The sequence below is a fragment of the Enterobacter cloacae complex sp. ECNIH7 genome, from assembly GCF_002208095.1.
Lineage (GTDB): Bacteria > Pseudomonadota > Gammaproteobacteria > Enterobacterales > Enterobacteriaceae > Enterobacter > Enterobacter cloacae_M.
In genome coordinates this window covers 2,016,032-2,035,494 of record NZ_CP017990.1, presented here as the reverse complement: position 1 = coordinate 2,035,494, position 19,463 = coordinate 2,016,032, and the positions used below count along the sequence as shown (strand labels likewise).

Below are 19,463 nucleotides of genomic sequence, written 5' to 3'. Positions count from 1 at the left end.
CGCCATTCCCGTACATCCCAAAATTTTTTGCCTGCTAATCAGTCTGATTAACCCGTTATTTTTAACTTTTCAGATGACAACCCGCTTTCATTTATATGACCACTGAATGAAAAACGTGCATTTGTCTTATAACGACAGTGGAAATTTTTGGATGAGTTATTGATATGTCATTGAAAGTAGATTTTCTGGGCATGCAAGTTTTGCAAATGCCATCTACGCTTTAATTTAAGAAGAGTTTTCCTGAACACCCTGCGGTTCTTAGCGTCTGACCTGGCACACAGGTTGCTGCTCTGGCAGTGAGGTGCGAGAGATTCTCTTCCGGGAGCCTCCACTACTCATACGAACGGCTCTTATCCTGTGCTAAAAAACGAAAGGACGGCATGCCATGAATATATTCGATCACTATCGCCAGCGCTATGAAGCTGCCAAGGACGAAGAGTTCACACTGCAGGAGTTTCTTACCATCTGTCGGCAAGATCGCAGTGCCTATGCCAATGCGGCAGAACGGCTATTGATGGCTATTGGTGAGCCAAACATGGTTGACACTGCCCTGGAGCCTCGGCTTTCCCGTCTCTTTTCGAATCGGGTGGTCGCCCGATACCCGGCGTTTGAAGAGTTCTATGGTATGGAAGATGCCATCGAACAGATTGTCTCCTATCTGAAGCATGCCGCTCAGGGTCTGGAAGAGAAGAAACAGATCCTCTATTTACTCGGCCCGGTGGGTGGCGGTAAATCCTCGCTGGCTGAACGCCTGAAGTCGCTGATGCAGCGCGTCCCTATCTATGTGCTGAGCGCCAACGGTGAACGCAGCCCGGTGAACGACCATCCGCTGTGCCTGTTCAATCCGCAGGAAGACGCGCAGATTCTGGATAAAGAGTATGGCATCCCGCGTCGCTATCTCGGGACCATCATGTCGCCGTGGGCGGCAAAACGCCTGCACGAGTTTGGTGGCGACATCACCAAATTCCGCGTGGTGAAGGTCTGGCCGTCTATCCTTGAGCAGATCGCCATCGCCAAAACAGAACCGGGTGATGAGAACAACCAGGATATCTCGGCTCTGGTAGGTAAAGTCGATATCCGTAAGCTGGAAAACTTCGCGCAAAACGATCCGGACGCCTACGGTTACTCAGGCGCGCTGTGCCGTGCGAACCAGGGGATTATGGAATTCGTCGAGATGTTTAAAGCACCGATTAAAGTGCTGCATCCCCTGCTGACGGCTACGCAGGAAGGCAACTACAACGGGACGGAAGGTATCTCCGCCCTGCCGTTTAACGGGATTATTCTCGCCCACTCGAACGAATCTGAATGGGTGACCTTCCGTAATAACAAAAACAATGAGGCCTTCCTTGACCGCGTGTACATCGTCAAGGTGCCTTATTGCCTGCGGATCTCCGAAGAGATCAAAATTTACGAGAAACTGCTTAACCACAGCGAGCTGGTGCACGCTCCTTGCGCACCGGGAACGCTGGAAACGCTGTCGCGCTTCTCCATCCTTTCGCGTCTGAAAGAGCCGGAAAACTCGAGCATCTATTCGAAAATGCGCGTCTATGACGGTGAAAGCCTGAAAGATACCGACCCGAAAGCGAAGTCGTATCAGGAGTACCGCGATTACGCTGGCGTCGACGAGGGGATGAACGGTCTGTCCACGCGTTTCGCGTTTAAGATCCTCTCCCGCGTCTTTAACTTCGACCATGCGGAAGTGGCGGCCAACCCGGTTCATCTGTTCTACGTGCTGGAGCAGCAAATCGAACGCGAGCAGTTCCCGCAGGAGCAGGCTGAACGCTACCTTGAGTTCCTCAAAGGTTACCTGATCCCGAAATACGCCGAGTTCATTGGCAAAGAGATCCAGACGGCCTACCTGGAATCCTATTCAGAATACGGGCAGAACATTTTCGACCGTTACGTCACCTATGCTGACTTCTGGATCCAGGATCAGGAGTACCGCGACCCGGATACCGGCCAGCTGTTTGACCGTGAATCCCTGAACGCGGAGCTGGAAAAAATCGAGAAGCCTGCCGGGATCAGCAACCCGAAAGACTTCCGTAACGAGATTGTGAACTTCGTCCTGCGCGCCAGAGCGCATAACAACGGGCGAAATCCGAACTGGACCAGCTACGAGAAGCTGCGCACGGTCATTGAGAAGAAAATGTTCTCCAATACCGAAGAGCTGCTGCCGGTGATCTCGTTTAACGCCAAAACCTCAACCGATGAGCAGAAAAAGCACGACGACTTTGTCGACCGTATGATGGAAAAAGGCTACACCCGCAAGCAGGTCCGCCTGCTCTGCGAATGGTATCTGCGCGTGCGTAAATCGTCTTAAAAACAAGTGCCCGGTGGCGGTTAGCGCTGACCGGGCCTACAAAATGCAAGTTGGCAAATGCAGTACGGGGGGTATATGACCTGGTTTATTGACCGGCGTCTTAACGGCAAAAACAAGAGCACGGTGAACCGCCAGCGCTTCTTGCGTCGTTATAAAGCGCAAATTAAACAGTCTATCTCCGAGGCCATCAACAAACGCTCGGTGACCGACGTCGACAGCGGCGAGTCTGTCTCCATCCCCACCGATGACATCAGCGAACCGATGTTTCATCAGGGGCGAGGCGGCCTGCGCCATCGCGTACACCCAGGTAATGACCACTTCGTTCAGAACGACAGAATTGAGCGTCCTCAGGGCGGCGGCGGTGGTTCAGGAAGCGGTCAGGGACAGGCCAGCCAGGACGGTGAAGGTCAGGACGAATTTGTCTTCCAGATTTCGAAAGACGAATATCTCGACCTGCTGTTTGAAGACCTGGCGCTGCCGAATCTAAAAAAGAATCAGCATCGTCAGCTTAATGAATATAAAACCCATCGCGCGGGCTATACCGCCAACGGCGTGCCCGCCAATATCAGCGTCGTGCGTTCGTTGCAGAATTCACTGGCGCGACGAACGGCCATGACGGCGGGCAAACGGCGCGAGCTGCGCGAGCTGGAGAGCAGCCTGAAGGTCGTGGAAAACACGGAACCGGCGCAACTGCTGGAAGAGGAGCGCCTGCGTAAAGAGATTGCGGAACTAAGAGCGAAGATCGAACGGGTACCGTTTATCGACACCTTCGACCTGCGCTACAAGAATTACGAAAAACGCCCCGAGCCCTCCAGCCAGGCGGTGATGTTCTGTCTGATGGACGTGTCCGGCTCGATGGACCAGGCCACGAAGGATATGGCGAAGCGTTTTTATATTCTGCTCTATCTGTTCCTGAGCAGAACCTATAAGAACGTGGAGGTGGTTTATATTCGTCACCATACTCAGGCGAAAGAAGTAGATGAACATGAGTTCTTCTACTCGCAGGAGACCGGCGGGACCATCGTATCAAGCGCTCTGAAGCTGATGGATGAAGTGGTCAAAGAGCGTTACGACCCGGCGCAGTGGAACATTTATGCCGCGCAGGCGTCCGATGGCGACAACTGGGCCGATGACTCACCGCTGTGTCACGAGATTCTGGCGAAGAAAATTCTGCCGGTGGTGCGTTACTACAGCTATATCGAAATTACCCGTCGCGCGCACCAGACCCTGTGGCGGGAGTATGAACATCTGCAAGCAATGTTCGATAATTTTGCCATGCAGCATATCCGTGACCAGGATGATATTTATCCGGTGTTCAGGGAGCTGTTCCACAAGCAATCTGCTACCAGCAACGCATAATCCAACAGCCAGCGAACGCGCTGGCTGTTTTCTTTCGACCCCGTTCATCCCGTGCTAATGTAGAACGCTGCATACTGGATTATCACCGGGAAAATCGTTATGACTGACGACGTTATTGGAACAGGCACCCACCAGCAACTGATTACCTTACTCACCGAGCAGGGCGCGCGGTTTCGCGTCATGGAGCACGAGGCGGTCGGAAAATGTGAAGCGGTAAGTGAAATTCGCGGGACCGATCTGCGACAAGGCGCAAAGGCCCTCGTCTGCAAGGTGAAGGGAAACGGCGTAAAAAAACACGTTCTGGCTATCCTCGCCGCCGATCTGCAGGCCGACCTGAGCCAGCTTGCCCGCCATTTTGGCGGGCTGAAGGCCTCCCTCGCCAGCCCGGCTGAGGTCGATACCCTGACCGCCTGCGTTTTCGGCGCGATCCCACCCTTTAGCTTCCATCCTGATTTGGCGCTGGTTGCCGACCCGCTGCTGTTCGAGCGTTTTGACGAAATCGCCTTTAACGCCGGCCTGCTGGAGAAATCCGTGATTATGGATACCCAGGATTACCTGCGCATCGCCCGTCCTGAGCTGGTGACCTTCCACAAAGCGTAACCGTGATGGCTGACGACCTGTCAGCCTTTTCTTTCCAGAAACAGCACGGAGGCGATGAGAATAACGGCAATAGCGAAAAACGATGAGGAGATAATCAGCGTTTCCACAAACATGTGATCGTTCATGATGGCGACCCCTTTTGCGATATCTGCCTTCGTTTTAATCCGCGTAAATGACAAGGTTATGACAGCACTATAATCTTTTTAAAACTGTCCTCCGCCGCGTTTGCGCGTACAGTAAGCAGGTTAATTATTTTGGCAAGGATTCCCTATGCTTGACCCTACTCTTCTCATTCTTCTGGCACTCGCCGCGCTCGGCTTTGTCAGCCATAACACCACCGTCGCCATCTCGATTCTGGTGCTGATTATTGTTCGCGTGACCCCGTTAAATAGCTTTTTCCCGTGGATAGAAAAACAGGGCCTCACCATCGGGATCATCATCTTAACCATCGGGGTAATGGCGCCCATCGCCAGCGGCACGCTTCCCGCCTCAACGCTGCTGCATTCGTTTGTAAACTGGAAATCGCTGGTGGCGATCGCGGTGGGGATTTTTGTGTCATGGCTGGGCGGACGCGGCGTTACGCTGATGAGCAGCCAGCCCTCGCTGGTGGCGGGTCTGCTGGTGGGCACCGTGCTGGGCGTGGCGCTCTTTCGCGGCGTTCCGGTGGGGCCGCTGATTGCGGCAGGCCTTGTCTCTCTGTTTATTGGGAAGTCGTAGTCAGGCTGGCCATATAACGCGCCGGCGTCTGGCCGAGTCCCTTCCTGAACATGGTGATAAACGCGGTGGTAGAGTCATAGCCGAGTGACTGTGCCACCTGCTGTACCGATTTCCCACCAATCAAATGCTGTAAGGCCACAATCAGCTGCAGCTGGTGGCGCCAGCGGCGAAAGCTTAAACCGGTCTCTTTCACCACCAGCCGCGCCAGGCTGCGTTCGCTCATGGCAAAGTGGCTCGCCCACTGCGTCAGCGTCTGCCAGGCGGCGGGCTCTTCCGCCATTTTCTCGCTCATCAGCCGAATTTTAGCATGGGGCGAGACGGGCAGCTGAAGATGCTCCTGACGCTGGAGCGGCAGCTCGTCAAACAGAACGTCCACCAGGCGCGACGTGGCCGCAAGAGAGAGCTGTTCACGCGATTTTTCCGCCAGGGATAAAATCAGTTCCCGCACCAGAGGGGAGATTTTCAGGGTGCAGCAGCGGTCGGGCAAGCTTGCCGCCCCCGGTTCAATGAACAAAAAGCAGAGCTGCGCCCCCGGGGTAGCCCTGTTGCTGTGCGGCATTTGGCCGGGGATCCAGACGGCGTACTGGGGCGGAACCATCAGCATGGCATTTTCCACTTCGCAGGTGATCGCGCCGCCGAGGGCCAGAATGAGCTGCCCCTTACGGTGATGATGTCGGGGAATATACTGTTCCTCCGCCACCACGCGGATGCGAAATGCGACGGCCGCATCGTGCTGGCTATCGGGATCATAGCCGTCCAGTCCCAGACCAATCATCAGTTTGTCCGATTTTAGCGATAAACTGTCATTTTAGCCTGATTTCAACCGCCTGGAAAATCGGTATTGTGTGCGCTCGCTTGAACGTATGAGAACATAATGACTACTGCTATTCGCACCTCAGGAAAACACGGCGCGCTGTTAATTGCAGGCATCCTGATGATTGCCACTACGCTTCGCGTCACCTTTACCGGCGCAGCCCCGCTGCTCGACACTATTCGTCTTGATTATGGCTTAAGCACGGCGCAAACCGGTCTGCTGACCACCCTGCCCCTGCTGGCTTTCGCCCTTGTCTCACCGCTTGCCGCAGGCGTTGCCCGACGTATCGGCATGGAGCGCAGCCTGTTTGTCGCCCTGCTGCTGATTTGCGCCGGAATTGCACTTCGCTCGCTGCCTTCCGCCGCGCTGCTTTTCATCGGAACGGCGGTCATCGGCTGCGGGATTGCGCTCGGTAACGTGCTGTTACCCGGATTAATTAAGCGTGACTTCCCGGGCCAGGTAGCCCGACTCACCGGAGCCTATTCCCTGACGATGGGCGTCTCGGCGGCCTTTGGCTCAGCGATGATTGTTCCCCTGGCGCAGGGTAGCGCGGGCTGGCATGGCGCGCTGCTGATGCTGATGGCGTTTCCGCTGGTCGCGCTGCTGCTCTGGCTGCCGCAGTGGCGTCAGAAACACGTTGCGACGGTAACGGGCGCTGGCGCGCTGCATAATCGCGCCATCTGGCGCTCGGCCCTTGCCTGGCAGGTAACGCTCTTTTTGGGGATTAACTCGCTGATTTACTACGTCATCATCGGCTGGCTGCCGGCGATATTGCTCAGCCACGGCTACAGCGAAGCGCAGGCCGGCTCGGTGCACGGGCTGTTGCAGCTGGCCACGGCCGTGCCGGGGCTTGCCGTTCCTCTGGTACTCCACCGTCTGAAAGATCAGCGGGGGATCGCAGGTGCGGTGGCGCTGATGTGCGCGGTAAGCGCGGCGGGGCTATGGTTTATGCCTGACATGGCGGTGATGTGGACGCTGGTGTTTGGCTTCGGCTCTGGAGCAACGATGATCCTCGGCCTGACGTTCATCGGCCTGCGCGCCAGCTCTGCGCACCAGGCTGCGGCGCTGTCCGGCATGGCGCAGTCGATTGGCTATCTGCTCGCCGCCTGCGGCCCTCCGCTGATGGGGAAAATTCACGATAGCGCGGGAGACTGGCGGATCCCGCTTCTGGGCTGCGCCCTGGCCGCCGTGATAATGGCGCTCTGCGGCGTGCTTGCCGGGCGAGACCGCGAGATCGCGCCCCGTTAAACAGTGTGGCAGACCATCTGGTCTGCCTTTTCCTACCCGCGCGCCGCGCGCAGCATCGCCTGCACCAGCACGACCGGGCGGCCTTCGAGCGCGGCACGCTCGTGCTGGAATAAGGTAATCACGAAGAACGGATGCGTAACCAGCTCTGCGGCGCGAATTTCCCCCTGTTCGTCCCAGCCCGTAACGTGCATATCACCGCTTTCCAGCGCCTGGGAAAACGCCGGCGACACGCCATAGTTACAGTGATAGCCCTCTTCAATTTCCGGCTTGCCGTACGCTTTCGCGATCAGCGTATTTTTGCGCAGCTCAATGGCATCGGTTTTTTCCACCAGCGAACAGGCCAGCGGCGCAATCACCATGGTGCCTTCGGTATCCGTCTCGGCATGTGCCGCATCGGCCCAGCCCAACACATTGCGGGCATACTCAATCAGCGCGTGCTGGAATCCGCCGCAGGTGCCAAGGAATGGAATGCCGTTTTCACGCGCATAGCGCGCGGCGATAAAAGCCGCCTCGGTGTTTTTATAGGGGCTGGCAGGCACCAGCCAGATGGCATCGTAGCCCACCAGATCTTCAGGGCTTGTCAGCTCCGTGGTGGCAAGCCAGTCGTAATCGGCGGTGAGGTCAAGGACTGCGGCGGCGTCGTCAATGGCTAGCGGGATCGCCTGATGCGCAATAACACTGGGATTGTAATCGCCAACCAGCGCAATGCGCAGCGTCGTTTTAACCGGGAGGTGTTCCATGAAAGGTTCCTTATGTCAGAGTATTATCAGATAACATAAGGAACCTCAGACTACCGATCTTCTGCAATTATCACAATACCTTAAATTGGGAGGGTGGAATTATGATTCAATGCAAACGCGTATACGAGCAGGCTGGCCCGGACGACGGCTATCGGGTACTGGTGGACAAACTGTGGCCGCGCGGGGTTAAAAAGACGGACCTTGCGTATGATGAATGGTGTAAAGCGCTCACGCCCTCGAATGAATTACGCAAGGCCTTTCATAGCGAAACCATTGATTTCGCCGCCTTCAGTAAGGCCTATAAGGAAGAGCTGGCGCAGCATGCTGACGAGGGAATGCGTCTTGCGACGCTGGCGAACAGGCAAACCGTCACCCTGCTCTACGCGGCCAAAGACACGAAGCAAAATCACGCCCTGGTATTAGCCGACTGGCTGCGCCATCTCTGATCAGCCGATCGCCAGCTCGTCAAGCATTTGCGGCGCTTCATCGGGGGTGAGCGGCATCAGATGTTCGGCGCGGACAAAGGCAAAGCCGTGCTGATTGTCAAAGGCATAAACATCGCCAGTCACCAGCCAAAGCGCGCGATCGGCGGTAGCGGGTAATTGCGTCATCACGCCGTTGACCGGGTTAACGAAACGCAGGCCGGGCTGACACAGGCCAAACAGCTCAACAGATTTACCAATATTGCGACGGCCTGACGCCGTGCGGGCACCGATGATCATCGCCATGCTGCCCGGTTTAAGCTGAAACATACTTCTCTCACGGTAACGGTAGCCAGGGGCTGGCTAAGAATAATCCTAAAGAGAAGTGTATCGCAGGCAATATACGTCTGTCACCTGGTGGGTTGCGGACGATCGCGACGGTAGAGCGTCCATTCATCAATCACTTCGCCGCCCGGTAGTTTGCACTCCGTGCGTACGCCCTGCGGGCTTTGAACCGGGATCTGTTCCCCGCCTTTCTCCAGGCAGTACACGGAGGCCGGGTTCGCCATACCGATAGCGTGAGGCGGTTTCGGCGCATCGGGTGGGGTTGTTTTCGCGGTGCAGGCAGCCAGGGGAAGCGCCAGCGCCAGAAGCAGAAATCTCATCTCATTGATCCTTGTGACATCATGACAGTCTAAGGGTAACGGGTCATCGCCGCTTTCTCCATGATTTCTCCATTTTAACTGCACTTTTCAACACTATAGTGTTGCATGTTCTCGATATGACCAGAGAACATCATTCCGTAATCAAGATGTCTTTGCCCCGGTCTCAACAACGGGGCCTTTTTTCTATCCTGCGGCCCACTCCCTGCATATATTAAATTTTTTATATTCATGTTTTACTATGCCTGAAGTCTAAAAACTCAGCATAACATGCAGATGCAGACGTCTTCTGCCTGGGAGTCATTCTACGTCATGTCGGATATTATCCTTGCCCGTGTTTCAGAAACCCTCGCCACTGAACAATCCCTTGAAGGTCTCGTTCGTCAGCTGCTGGAGATGCTGGAGATCGTGACTGACATGGAGTCGACTTACCTCACCAAGGTAGATATCGAAGCCCGACTGCAGCATATCCTCTACGCCCGCAACAGCAAGCAGATGACAATCCCTGAGGGGCTGAGCGTCCCTTGGGATGAAACGCTGTGTAAGCGCGCGCTGGATAGCGACACCGTATTCAGCAACGACGTTCCCGAACGCTGGCCGGAGTGCGAGGCGGCGAAAGCGCTCGGCATTACGACCTACATGAGTATTCCTGTCCATCTTGCGGATGGTTCACTCTACGGAACGCTTTGTGCCACCAGCACGGCCAGAAAGCCGCTTAGCGAGCGTGGTGAACAGGTTCTGAAGTTATTCGCCGGGCTGATTGCCCAGTCCATTCAGAAAGAGTCGCTGGTAACCCAGCTTCGCGAAGCCAATGCGGCCCTCATCGCGCACTCTTACACGGATGCCCTTACCGGTTTACCCAACCGTCGCGCCATTTTTGAAGATCTGACCACGCTGTTTTCCCTGGCGCGGCACCTTAAGCGTAACACCGTCATCGCGTTCATCGATCTGGATGATTTCAAGCTGATTAACGATCGCTACGGCCACGAGGCCGGCGACCAGTTCCTGATTGAAGTGGGCAAGCGTCTGACGGAAGAAAAACAGCAGGACGATATCATTGGCCGGCTGGGCGGCGATGAGTTTCTGGTGGCGTCGTTGAGCACATCCCACTGTGAAGGAGATAACGCGCAGGTCACGCTGCTCAAAACGCGCCTCAGCGCCTGTATTGCCGGTGAATACTGGCTGGGTAGCGTCAACCTCATTTACCCCGGAGCCAGCGTCGGCGTTATCGAAGTAGACCCTGGGGTAACCGATCCGGACAGCGCATTACGCGACGCGGATGTCGCGATGTATCAGGATAAGAAAGGAAAAAGCAAAACACGCTTTCTCACTATGGATTAACCCCGTACACTCTACGGCGTTATAGAAACCGAAACAGGTGATGGTATGAGAATAGGGATCCTCTTCCCGGTCGTTATTTTTATAACGGCGGTGATTTTTTTAGCATGGTTTTTTGTCGGTGGTTACGCGGCGCCTGGGGCATAAATGAGAAAAACGACCCTCATTATGCTGATCGTAGCCATCGCGGCGTTTGCCGGCGCGCAGCTTGGCTGGTGGTAAACCCGCCACGTAAAAAAGGCCGCCATCTGGCAGCCTTTTTTAACGCTTTTAAGCCTTAGCTTTTGATTTTTCTGTAGATAAACAGAACAACCAGCGCACCGATGACCGCGACGGCAAAGCTGCCGAAATTAAAGCCATCGACTTTGCCAAAACCGAACAGCGTACTGATCCAGCCGCCGACTACCGCGCCGATAATACCCAGTATTACGGTGACGATAAAACCACCGCCATCTTTGCCCGGCATAATCCACTTCGCCAGAATACCCGCAATAAGCCCAAAGATAATCCAGGATAAAATTCCCATAACTTTCCTCTCTGTATGGTTTTTGTCATTAAATCAACGACACAAAAAAGAATAGCACAGGATTTCAAAAAGGAAATTTGTGACAGGCATCACAATGAGAGAGTGCGCAATTATTCACCAACAAAAAGAACCTGCCGCATAAACTGTGGGGTTGCATCTTTTGTTGAGAAAGATTATCTTTCTCAACACTGAATAGTTGAGCGTAACACTCAGGTATTCAGTACGACATTGCTCACATTGCTTCCAGTATTTTTTGCCCACTCCTGAGTGGGCTTTTTTTTCTGTTCATACCCCAACAAACGCGTACCGGTTACGTCCTGCGCGTTTTGCCTGGTAGAGCGCCTGGTCAGCGGCAATAATGATATTCTGCTGGCTGCCCGCGATGTCGACGGCACGGGCGGTAGAAATACCGACGCTTACCGTCACCCGGCCGAAGGGGCTAAAGGCATGGGCGATTTGCAGGGAAAACACGTTGCGAATGATCGTCTGCGCCAGTCGAAGCGCCTCCTGGATATCCGTATCAGGTAATATCAGGGCAAACTCCTCTCCGCCGTAGCGCGCCACAAGCTGATTATCACGGGTAAGGCTCTCCCTGAGGCTGTTTCCGAGCATAGCCAGACACCGATCCCCTTCCGGATGGCCGTAGTTATCGTTGTATTTTTTGAAGTAGTCAACGTCCACGATCAGTATCGAAATCGGCGCGTCATGCGCGGCACACATAGCGATGTCCGAGAGGATTTTTTCATCAAATACGCGGCGATTGTACAGCCCGGTCAACGCATCTTCTGAGGCAATAATCTTCAGCGCTTTGTTATCACGTGTTTTTCGGGACAGGTCGGAATACAGGAAGTATGACGCTACGATGAGTATCGCCGTGAACACGAAAATGAGTAGCGCCAGCTGAATAGCCTGCTTGCGCCAGGGGGCAAGAGCTTCATCAATGCTAACCGCCACGGTGGTGACCAGTCCGTAGCGTCTGTTTTTCTCATAGGCATAGATGCGCTCGATTTTATCAAACCGCGAGATGGAGCTGGCTATCCCCGTATTTTGTACCTTTAGGTATTTCCTGAAGAGGGGTGAATCAGAAACAATCGTGCCAATATAGGTATTTTTAAAGGGATACCGGACCAGCAGCACGCCGGATTGTGTCGTTAAGCCAATGACGCCCAGGTGACCAATATTAATCTGCCCGTAAAGCGCGAGAAAATTCTCGATACCCAACGTCACCACCACCACACCGTTAAATGCTCCGGTCTGGGTTTCAAGGCGACGACTAATGGTAATGACCCATTTGCCATTGGTTCTGCTTACCACCGGCTCACCAATAAAAATCTGCTGATTTTTATTTTCCTTGTGATAGATAAAAAATGACCTGTCCGATCCTTTGCGTGGGCCTGTAAAAGTTTCGTGCAACGCGGTAAAGATATCGCCCTGAGCGTCGTAAACAACCACATTATTAATCTGGGTAAGAAGATTATCCTGATTATTTATCATCCGCTGAATATTGGTCGCCTGTTGCGGCGTCATGCCATAAATTTCTATTATGTCGGAAACGGTAGTAATTAACATTTCGCTTTGGCGCATGATCCCCTCGGTGTAGACATCAAGGGTATGGCTCAGGTTAGCAACGCTGGTATTAATTTGCTGAATTGACTGCTGTCTGGACGTGGCAATTTGGACGGCAAGCGACAGCGAGATGATCAATGAGACAATGATGACGGTAATGGTTGTTGTGTAAAAAGTATTTTTCACATGCACGAGCTTTTCCACCTTATCACGCCTGACATCCCTGGCTGACAACTCTTGTCACTGTAACAAAGCTCGGGATAAGAGGAAAATGAATTGCACTTAAGCATGCAACTGAAGCTCGTCTTTATTTCGTTTTACAAACTAACGGTCTCCCTGGGTTTAGATAAAATGACTTTAATAAAATCGATATAGGAGACGGGCTTACCAAAATAATATCCCTGTAACAGGGTTATCTCATTACGGTTGAGATACTCCAGTTGCTCTTTTGTTTCTACGCCTTCAGCAACAATGCGTAAAGAGAGTTTTTTCGCCAGGTCAATGACGCAGTCCAGCAGGATCGTTGAGTCCTTTTCCTCTGAAACCCGGTTCACAAAGCTTTTATCAATTTTAATATAATCAATGGCCAGCGCATTAAGGCATGACAGCCCGGAATAACCCGTACCAAAATCATCCAGGGCAATAACAAAGCCGGCGTTATGCAGCATGTTGAGGTTTTCCACGAGGTGGGGATTATCGATCAGCGGTTCACGCTCGGTCACCTCGAGAACCAGTTTGACCTCTTTACCCTGAAACCCCTTCCCGAAGACGCGGCAGTCACCGATAAATGAAGGCGCATTAATATGTCTGGCGCTGATGTTTACCCCGATATGAAACCCGTCCGGTAGCTTAGGCAAAAGCGGCTTAAGCTGGGTCACCACTTTTGCCATTAACCCTTTGGTCAGCGGTATAATCAACCCGCTACGTTCGGCAATCGGAATAAAGACATCCGGCGGGATAAAGCCTGACTTTGGATGCTTCCATCTTGCCAGGACCTCAACGCCGTATAACCCGCCGGTTTCGCCGTTCACGATCGGCTGGTAATAAGGCACGATCTCCCCCTGCAAAATGGCCTTACGTAAGTCGTCTTCAAATGAGGTACTTTTCCCCTTGCATCGGCGGATCAAAATACCCACCGCCACCGATAGCGCAAGAATAAGCAGTATCAGGCTCCATCCCTGTTGCAAAAGCCGCGTCAGGCTGAAAAAGGCAGGAGGTTGCCAGGCGAGGCTGAAGGGAAATTGCGTTGATGCCGTAAGCGCCCCCGCCCAGGAGGCCGCTTTCCAGCCCCTCACTGCACCGTTGCGAACAAGCATGCTTTCGCCGACAACCAGCCCCAGATCCATGCTGTTCGATGCGCTTGCAATGACGTCCTGTAAATGCGCGTCACTGATGCTGACGATGACGCGCCCTCCCACGATGGGCATCTGAAAGACAAGCACCGGAATGCCGTTCACCAGTCGACTGCCCGGTAACAGCACCAATTTTTCGGCAGGTAACGTCTCAGGATGAATAATCAACACGCCATTCCCGGGAAGGGAAGTACAGATGATCTTACCCTGCTGCTCGATCATGATGGCGCGCAGATGCGGTTTTAGCGCTGCCTCTGTCCCCAGCGCCAGCTGTCCGCTACTGGTACACCCTTCGGCCGCAACGCGCTTCGCCGTGCTGGCCGCACTGACTGCTTCAGCCAGAATGTTTTCTATTTTTTGGGTGCTGGCCGTGGCGGTATGACTATTACTCAGCTTCGCCATCTGCCATAGCTGCCAGTTAATAATCAAAATGCCGCTCAGAAAAAGAAACAGAGCGCTAAGAATAGGGATCATCACGTTGCGCACGATGTTTTCCTTAATAGAAAAATCAAGCATGGATGTTCTGGTTGAAGAGCCTGTGCTAACCCGGTATTGCTTATAACAATGAAAATAGCTTAGATGAGAATTGTCTTAAAAAACTGATACTTTCGTATGAGTTCACCTGCCGGCATTTACTCACATGACGTGACTATCAGGCTTGTTCCTTGCCCTGGCTGTGTTAAGATTTGTGAAATCAGGGAGCGGACTGGATAACTGGAAAATGAAAAAGCTCATTGCCGTTGCTATTGCTTCAACGCTTCTGGTCTTCCTGTCTCTTTATGCGGTCAATGTTGTAATCATCGGTCAGCAGAAGAGCAAACAGCGTGAAATATCCCGTACCCTTTTACATTATTCAGAAGACGTGTCCCAAAGCGTGGCGCTGGGTCTCAAAAGCATCACGACGCAGGGATGTGATAAAACCAGCCTCGATCGCTACAGACAAATTAAGCTTAATAATCTTTATTTTGCCGATATCGGCTTTATTGAGAAGGGAAAAATTGTCTGTACCGCTTTTTGGGGGAAACTCGCGACGCCCGTTGCACTTCCTGCAGAACTGCATAAAACGCCGAGGGGCTTTCTCCTGGCCCAGTTTTCGAGAAAAGACTTTTTCACGGGCAATGCGGCAATTTATAATAATATTATTATCTTCACCTCCCGCTATGCTTACGATAAATTCACCCCGGTTACCGCAAGCTATTCGCTCAGTGCTACCACCAAAGACTTCGGCAGAGTCTTTTTTTCGGCCGCCACGGAGCTAAATCAGCAGAGCTGGCTGCATTCGACGTTGTTTACCCTGACTCTGACACAGTGCAGCACCTTCTGGGACCTGTGCGTCATCGTGAAGCATCACGACGCCGGGCTGGCCTCGTTGCCGCCGTTTATCTTTGCGCTTCTCGCAGTAATTCTCTGTTTTATCTGGATTGCGATAACGTTATTTATCTTCCGTATCTATGAAGACCGTTTTTCTCTGGAACGTACGCTGATAAAAGCCGTCATCACGAATACTATCAGCGTTAACTATCAGCCCATTATTCGCATTCACGATCAAAAAATCGTGGGTGTCGAAGTTCTGTCGAGATGGCGCGATCAAAAGCACGGGGACGTCTCTCCGGAGCTGTTTATCCCATTAATTAAGAAGATCGGCCTGTATAAAAAATATTACAGTAATATTATCGAAAAATCCCTTTCCGAAATTGCCCCTCTGGCGATAAAACACCAGCTGATAGTCTCAATAAACGTTGGGCACAAGGAAATTGAAGATGGACAGTTCATTACTATTTTGCGCCGTGCGTGTTTTGCCAACCACCTTCCCCTTTCCCTGATGAAGGTCGAACTCTCTGAGAAAGCCGTTTCCACGGCAGATATCCTCGGGGAATTCTGTCAGGAGCTGAAATCGCTCGGCGTTAAAATATCAATAGATGATTTTGGCGTGCAGAACTCGAACCTCGCCCGCCTTTCGCTGCTTGAATATGATGAAATCAAAATCGATAAGTCGCTGGTGGACGGCATCAGCGAGCATTATAAGCAAAACATCTTTGTAATCTTCAGCGATGCCCTTGCAAGATTGAATAAAACGCTTGTTTTCGAGGGCGTGGAAAATGAAATTCAATATCGCTTTATTGCAAGCAGATATCCCGATGCGCTGATTCAGGGATGGTATTTTTCAAAAGCACTCACCCGAAGCGAGCTGGCGAAGCGACTCACCGGGGTCGCACCGTAATCCGAAGCCTTGCGCGTCCGTTTTTTTCCAGTCGGGCATTTCTATTTTTTACGCAAAAACATATAGTCGTCACATTCAGACGGTAGATTACCCTGAAGCACACTCATATTTTGGTTAAAAACGTGAAATTATCCTTACTATTACCAGTGGTACTCTTTTGTCTGACCGTTATTTTCGCGCTGTTTATAGACGCCCCCGCGTCGCATATTCTGCGGAAAAAATGCATGTGGTCCGATAGCGTGATGCTAAGCTGCATCGCAAAGCATCAGCATAACGGCTTTTGAAGCAGACTATTCATTTCCCCACTGATTGAGGAAGTTCGCAATATCATCGATGCGACCCGCACGGATCCCGGCCTCAGTGGCCATCTCCTGCTGGGCTTCCTCGCTAATCTCCTCATTATTCGATAAACGGGTGAGCAGCAGCTGGAAATAATGTGCCAGCGCGTCGCGCTCTGAGTCAGCGACGGGCTCTGCGGCTTCCGTCGCGTACTCATCGGCAATGTCATAATATTTCAGTGGGATATCGTTGTTCATAACAGTCTCGTCGCTAACCTGTAAGGGTAAAGCCATCAGTATATCGGACGCCTTATCTCAACCAAAGCATTGCTTCAGATGAGTAACGCAAGCAGCGCTGCGAGAGCGGGCGCGGCCTGTACATACAAAATTTTTCGGCTGGCGGTGGCTGCGCCAAAGAGCCCGGCGATCAATACGCAGGTCAGGAAGAAGATGGCCACCTGAATACCCTTTTCGCCGAGCCAGAGGCTCCAGAGCAGACCGGCCGCCAGAAAACCGTTATACAACCCTTGGTTTGCGGCCAGCACGCGGGTCTCACGCGCAAAATCAGGACGCAGATTAAAGGCCTTGTGCCCTGTTTTGGTATTCCACAGGAACATTTCCAGCACAAGAATGTAGAGATGAATGAAAGCAACGACAGCGATAAGGACGGTGGCTAACATCGTGTTGTCTCCCGCAGGCAGAGGCAAAAAAAACGGGAACCCTCAGGCCCCCGCTCTTGTTTAACCCAGAATCAGGATTACATGTTCGCGATAATCGCGTCGCCAAACTCTGAGCATTTCAGCAGCTTAGCGCCTTCCATCAGACGTTCGAAGTCATAGGTTACGGTTTTCGCGTTGATCGCGCCTTCCATACCTTTAACGATCAGGTCTGCGGCTTCGAACCATTCCATATGACGCAGCATCATCTCTGCGGACAGGATGATAGAGCCTGGGTTCACTTTGTCCTGACCCGCGTATTTTGGCGCAGTGCCGTGGGTCGCTTCGAACAGAGCGCACTCGTCACCGATGTTCGCGCCAGGGGCGATACCGATACCGCCAACCTGAGCAGCCAGGGCGTCAGAGATGTAGTCACCGTTCAGGTTCATACAGGCAATTACGTCGTATTCTGCAGGACGCAGCAGGATCTGCTGCAGGAACGCATCGGCGATCACATCTTTAATGATGATCTCTTTGCCGGTGTTCGGGTTCTTAATTTTCTGCCATGGGCCACCGTCGATCAGCTCACCGCCGAACTCTTCTTTCGCCAACTGGTAGCCCCAGTCTTTGAACGCGCCTTCGGTGAACTTCATGATGTTGCCTTTGTGAACCAGGGTCACAGAGTCACGGTCATTGGTGATCGCGTATTCGATAGCCGCACGCACCAGACGTTTAGTACCCTCTTCAGAGCATGGCTTGATGCCGATACCGCAATGCTCAGGGAAGCGAATTTTCTTCACGCCCATCTCTTCGCGCAGGAATTTAATCACTTTTTCTGCGTCAGCAGAGTCCGCTTTCCATTCGATACCCGCGTAGATGTCTTCTGAGTTTTCGCGGAAGATAACCATATCGGTCAGTTCAGGGTGCTTAACCGGGCTTGGGGTGCCCTGATAGTAACGAACCGGACGCAGACACACGTACAGGTCCAGCTCCTGACGCAGTGCCACGTTCAGGGAACGGATACCGCCGCCAACTGGCGTCGTCAGTGGGCCTTTAATAGCAACGCGGTAGTCGCGGATCAGATCCAGCGTTTCTGCTGGCAGCCAGACGTCCTGGCCATAAACTTGAGTAGATTTCTCACCGGTGTAAATTTCCATCCAGGAAATTTTACGCTCGCCTTTGTAGGCTTTCTCAACAGCGGCATCAACCACTTTCAGCATCGCCGGGGTAACGTCTACACCGATACCGTCACCTTCGATGAACGGGATAATCGGATTGTGAGGAACGTTAATCTTGCCGTTTTGCAGGGTGATCTTTTTACCTTCCGCCGGAACAACTACTTTGCTTTCCATTAACCTCTCCTTCGAGCGCTTCTGGTTGTTACTGATCTTATGTTAATAAATTGTAATGAGCCCTTCGATAGTACCTGATTGTCCTGCGCCATGAAAGGTCTTCGTTATTAGGCTATAATGCGGCAATTGATAACGCCTGAAAATACCATGAAGAAAACTTCTTTTACAAAACACCGGGTTGAGCGATTCAGCTCGCGACAAGCCGCCAGAAGACCGCAGGAAACCCAGCCGAAGCGGGTTATTTTGTTCAATAAACCCTACGATGTTTTGCCTCAGTTTACCGATGAAGCCGGACGCAGCACGCTGAAGGATTATATCCCTGTTCAGGGCGTCTACGCGGCCGGGCGCCTGGACCGCGACAGCGAAGGCCTTCTGGTCTTAACCAACGACGGCGCATTGCAGGCGAAGCTCACGCAGCCGGGCAAACGCACCGGCAAAATTTACTTCGTCCAGGTGGAAGGCGAGCCGGATGACGCGACGCTGGCAGCGCTACGCAGCGGCGTGACGTTGAACGACGGCCCAACCCTGCCGGCGGGTATTGAACGCGTGAATGAACCGGAGTGGCTGTGGCCGCGCAACCCGCCGATTCGCGAACGCAAATCCATTCCAACAAGCTGGCTCAAAATAACCCTTTATGAAGGCCGCAACCGCCAGGTTCGGCGCATGACCGCACACGTCGGCTTCCCTACCCTGCGTCTGATTCGCTACGCCATGGGCAGCTACACCCTGGAAACGCTGGCAAACGGCGAATGGCGCGACGTTACCCCTTAAGGAGTCACTATGTTTAAACCTCATGTCACGGTTGCCTGCGTGGTCCACGCCCGGGGTAAATTCCTTGTTGTCGAAGAGAGCATTAACGGCAAAGCGCTGTGGAACCAGCCTGCCGGACACCTTGAAGCCAATGAGACCCTGCTGCAGGCAGCGAAACGCGAGCTGTGGGAAGAGACCGGTATTCACGCTGAGCCTCAGCACCTCATCCGCATGCATCAGTGGATCGCACCTGACCACACGCCCTTCCTGCGCTTTTTATTCGCCGTTGAGCTTAGCGAAACGTGCGCCACAGAGCCGCAGGATGACGATATCGACCGCTGTCTGTGGGTCACTGCCGACGAGATCCTGAACGCGCCAAACCTGCGCTCGCCGCTGGTTGCGGAAAGCATTCGCTGCTGGCAGTCAGGCGCACGCCTGCCGCTGGATGTTATCGGCGCATTTAACTGGCCGTTTACAGAGGGTGCCAATGGTGGGGGGGCGTGATAGAATACGCCGCCTTGAAGTTCAATGTCGTGAGTATT

22 protein-coding genes are annotated in these 19,463 nt (G+C 53.0%); 11 read left to right on the top strand and 11 right to left on the bottom strand.

Features of this window, described 5'->3' with window-relative positions; translation table 11 throughout:
* Positions 1–385: 385 nt before the first annotated feature.
* From yeaG to WM95_RS10080, 3 genes are all read left to right on the top strand, one after another.
* Positions 386–2,320 (top strand): protein kinase YeaG, encoded by a 1,935-nt coding sequence (gene yeaG, locus WM95_RS10090; RefSeq protein ID WP_008500713.1) that lies wholly within the window; start codon positions 386–388, stop codon positions 2,318–2,320.
* A 75-nt stretch (positions 2,321–2,395) separates the two neighbouring features.
* Entirely contained in the window at positions 2,396–3,679 is a 1,284-nt protein-coding gene (locus WM95_RS10085) for a YeaH/YhbH family protein (RefSeq protein WP_032651499.1), read from the top strand.
* Positions 3,680–3,778: 99 nt separating this feature from the next.
* A complete protein-coding gene (locus WM95_RS10080) occupies positions 3,779–4,279 on the top strand; it encodes a YbaK/prolyl-tRNA synthetase associated domain-containing protein (protein ID WP_023311253.1) in 501 nt (166 codons plus the stop codon).
* A gap of 20 nt (positions 4,280–4,299) precedes the next feature.
* On the opposite strand, the gene yoaI is transcribed toward WM95_RS10080, so the two are convergent.
* Positions 4,300–4,404, bottom strand: coding sequence for a small membrane protein YoaI (gene yoaI, locus WM95_RS10075; protein WP_088544756.1), 105 nt, complete (start codon positions 4,402–4,404; stop codon positions 4,300–4,302).
* Between the two features lie 145 nt (positions 4,405–4,549).
* On the opposite strand from yoaI, the gene WM95_RS10070 reads away from it, so the two are divergent.
* Positions 4,550–4,996: a DUF441 domain-containing protein gene (locus WM95_RS10070; RefSeq protein ID WP_063409329.1), complete on the top strand. Its 447-nt coding sequence runs from the start codon at positions 4,550–4,552 to the stop codon at positions 4,994–4,996.
* Here WM95_RS10070 and WM95_RS10065 read toward each other — a convergent pair.
* Complete coding sequence (locus WM95_RS10065) at positions 4,980–5,771, bottom strand: AraC family transcriptional regulator (protein ID WP_063409328.1); 792 nt, start codon at positions 5,769–5,771, stop codon at positions 4,980–4,982. The genes WM95_RS10070 and WM95_RS10065 overlap by 17 nt on opposite strands.
* A gap of 99 nt (positions 5,772–5,870) precedes the next feature.
* On the opposite strand from WM95_RS10065, the gene WM95_RS10060 reads away from it, so the two are divergent.
* The gene (locus WM95_RS10060; RefSeq protein ID WP_059445274.1) at positions 5,871–7,058 is read left to right on the top strand and encodes a CynX/NimT family MFS transporter; all 1,188 of its coding nucleotides are present in this window, start codon (positions 5,871–5,873) and stop codon (positions 7,056–7,058) included.
* A 32-nt stretch (positions 7,059–7,090) separates the two neighbouring features.
* Here WM95_RS10060 and WM95_RS10055 read toward each other — a convergent pair whose 3' ends face one another.
* Positions 7,091–7,798 carry a CTP synthase C-terminal region-related (seleno)protein gene (locus WM95_RS10055; RefSeq protein WP_059445275.1) on the bottom strand — a complete coding sequence of 236 codons (708 nt, stop codon included), beginning with the start codon at positions 7,796–7,798 and terminating at the stop codon, positions 7,091–7,093.
* A 101-nt stretch (positions 7,799–7,899) separates the two neighbouring features.
* Here WM95_RS10055 and WM95_RS10050 point away from each other — a divergent pair, with 101 nt between their 5' ends.
* On the top strand, positions 7,900–8,244 hold the full coding sequence (locus WM95_RS10050; protein ID WP_059445276.1) for a DUF488 domain-containing protein: 345 nt from the start codon (positions 7,900–7,902) through the stop codon (positions 8,242–8,244).
* On the opposite strand, the gene WM95_RS10045 is transcribed toward WM95_RS10050, so the two are convergent.
* Both WM95_RS10045 and WM95_RS10040 read right to left on the bottom strand, forming a co-directional pair.
* A complete protein-coding gene (locus WM95_RS10045) occupies positions 8,245–8,550 on the bottom strand; it encodes a hypothetical protein (RefSeq protein ID WP_023311247.1) in 306 nt (101 codons plus the stop codon).
* An 80-nt stretch (positions 8,551–8,630) separates the two neighbouring features.
* Positions 8,631–8,885 (bottom strand): putative hemolysin, encoded by a 255-nt coding sequence (locus WM95_RS10040; protein ID WP_023311246.1) that lies wholly within the window; start codon positions 8,883–8,885, stop codon positions 8,631–8,633.
* A 309-nt stretch (positions 8,886–9,194) separates the two neighbouring features.
* On the opposite strand from WM95_RS10040, the gene WM95_RS10035 reads away from it, so the two are divergent.
* Positions 9,195–10,223 (top strand): sensor domain-containing diguanylate cyclase, encoded by a 1,029-nt coding sequence (locus tag WM95_RS10035; RefSeq protein ID WP_063409338.1) that lies wholly within the window; start codon positions 9,195–9,197, stop codon positions 10,221–10,223.
* A 45-nt stretch (positions 10,224–10,268) separates the two neighbouring features.
* The gene (locus WM95_RS10030) at positions 10,269–10,367 is read left to right on the top strand and encodes a YoaK family small membrane protein (protein WP_029739841.1); all 99 of its coding nucleotides are present in this window, start codon (positions 10,269–10,271) and stop codon (positions 10,365–10,367) included.
* A 130-nt stretch (positions 10,368–10,497) separates the two neighbouring features.
* On the opposite strand, the gene WM95_RS10025 is transcribed toward WM95_RS10030, so the two are convergent.
* The 3 genes from WM95_RS10025 to WM95_RS10015 form a co-directional block, all read right to left on the bottom strand.
* Positions 10,498–10,746, bottom strand: coding sequence for a GlsB/YeaQ/YmgE family stress response membrane protein (locus tag WM95_RS10025; RefSeq protein WP_006174788.1), 249 nt, complete (start codon positions 10,744–10,746; stop codon positions 10,498–10,500).
* 285 nt (positions 10,747–11,031) lie between these two features.
* The gene (locus WM95_RS10020) at positions 11,032–12,516 is read right to left on the bottom strand and encodes a sensor domain-containing diguanylate cyclase (RefSeq protein ID WP_369880843.1); all 1,485 of its coding nucleotides are present in this window, start codon (positions 12,514–12,516) and stop codon (positions 11,032–11,034) included.
* A 113-nt stretch (positions 12,517–12,629) separates the two neighbouring features.
* Positions 12,630–14,180: an EAL domain-containing protein gene (locus WM95_RS10015; protein WP_231106840.1), complete on the bottom strand. Its 1,551-nt coding sequence runs from the start codon at positions 14,178–14,180 to the stop codon at positions 12,630–12,632.
* A 205-nt stretch (positions 14,181–14,385) separates the two neighbouring features.
* Here WM95_RS10015 and WM95_RS10010 point away from each other — a divergent pair, with 205 nt between their 5' ends.
* Positions 14,386–15,885 carry an EAL domain-containing protein gene (locus WM95_RS10010; RefSeq protein ID WP_063409327.1) on the top strand — a complete coding sequence of 500 codons (1,500 nt, stop codon included), beginning with the start codon at positions 14,386–14,388 and terminating at the stop codon, positions 15,883–15,885.
* A 290-nt stretch (positions 15,886–16,175) separates the two neighbouring features.
* On the opposite strand, the gene WM95_RS10005 is transcribed toward WM95_RS10010, so the two are convergent.
* The 3 genes from WM95_RS10005 to icd form a co-directional block, all read right to left on the bottom strand.
* Positions 16,176–16,421 carry a YmjA family protein gene (locus WM95_RS10005; protein WP_023311241.1) on the bottom strand — a complete coding sequence of 82 codons (246 nt, stop codon included), beginning with the start codon at positions 16,419–16,421 and terminating at the stop codon, positions 16,176–16,178.
* 74 nt (positions 16,422–16,495) lie between these two features.
* On the bottom strand, positions 16,496–16,843 hold the full coding sequence (locus WM95_RS10000; RefSeq protein ID WP_023311240.1) for a DUF1304 domain-containing protein: 348 nt from the start codon (positions 16,841–16,843) through the stop codon (positions 16,496–16,498).
* A gap of 77 nt (positions 16,844–16,920) precedes the next feature.
* Positions 16,921–18,171: an NADP-dependent isocitrate dehydrogenase gene (icd, locus tag WM95_RS09995; RefSeq protein ID WP_008500752.1), complete on the bottom strand. Its 1,251-nt coding sequence runs from the start codon at positions 18,169–18,171 to the stop codon at positions 16,921–16,923.
* A 117-nt stretch (positions 18,172–18,288) separates the two neighbouring features.
* On the opposite strand from icd, the gene rluE reads away from it, so the two are divergent.
* Both rluE and WM95_RS09985 read left to right on the top strand, forming a co-directional pair.
* Entirely contained in the window at positions 18,289–18,942 is a 654-nt protein-coding gene (gene rluE, locus WM95_RS09990; RefSeq protein ID WP_023311239.1) for a 23S rRNA pseudouridine(2457) synthase RluE, read from the top strand.
* A gap of 9 nt (positions 18,943–18,951) precedes the next feature.
* The gene (locus tag WM95_RS09985) at positions 18,952–19,425 is read left to right on the top strand and encodes an NUDIX hydrolase (protein WP_045358066.1); all 474 of its coding nucleotides are present in this window, start codon (positions 18,952–18,954) and stop codon (positions 19,423–19,425) included.
* Positions 19,426–19,463 lie beyond the last annotated feature (38 nt).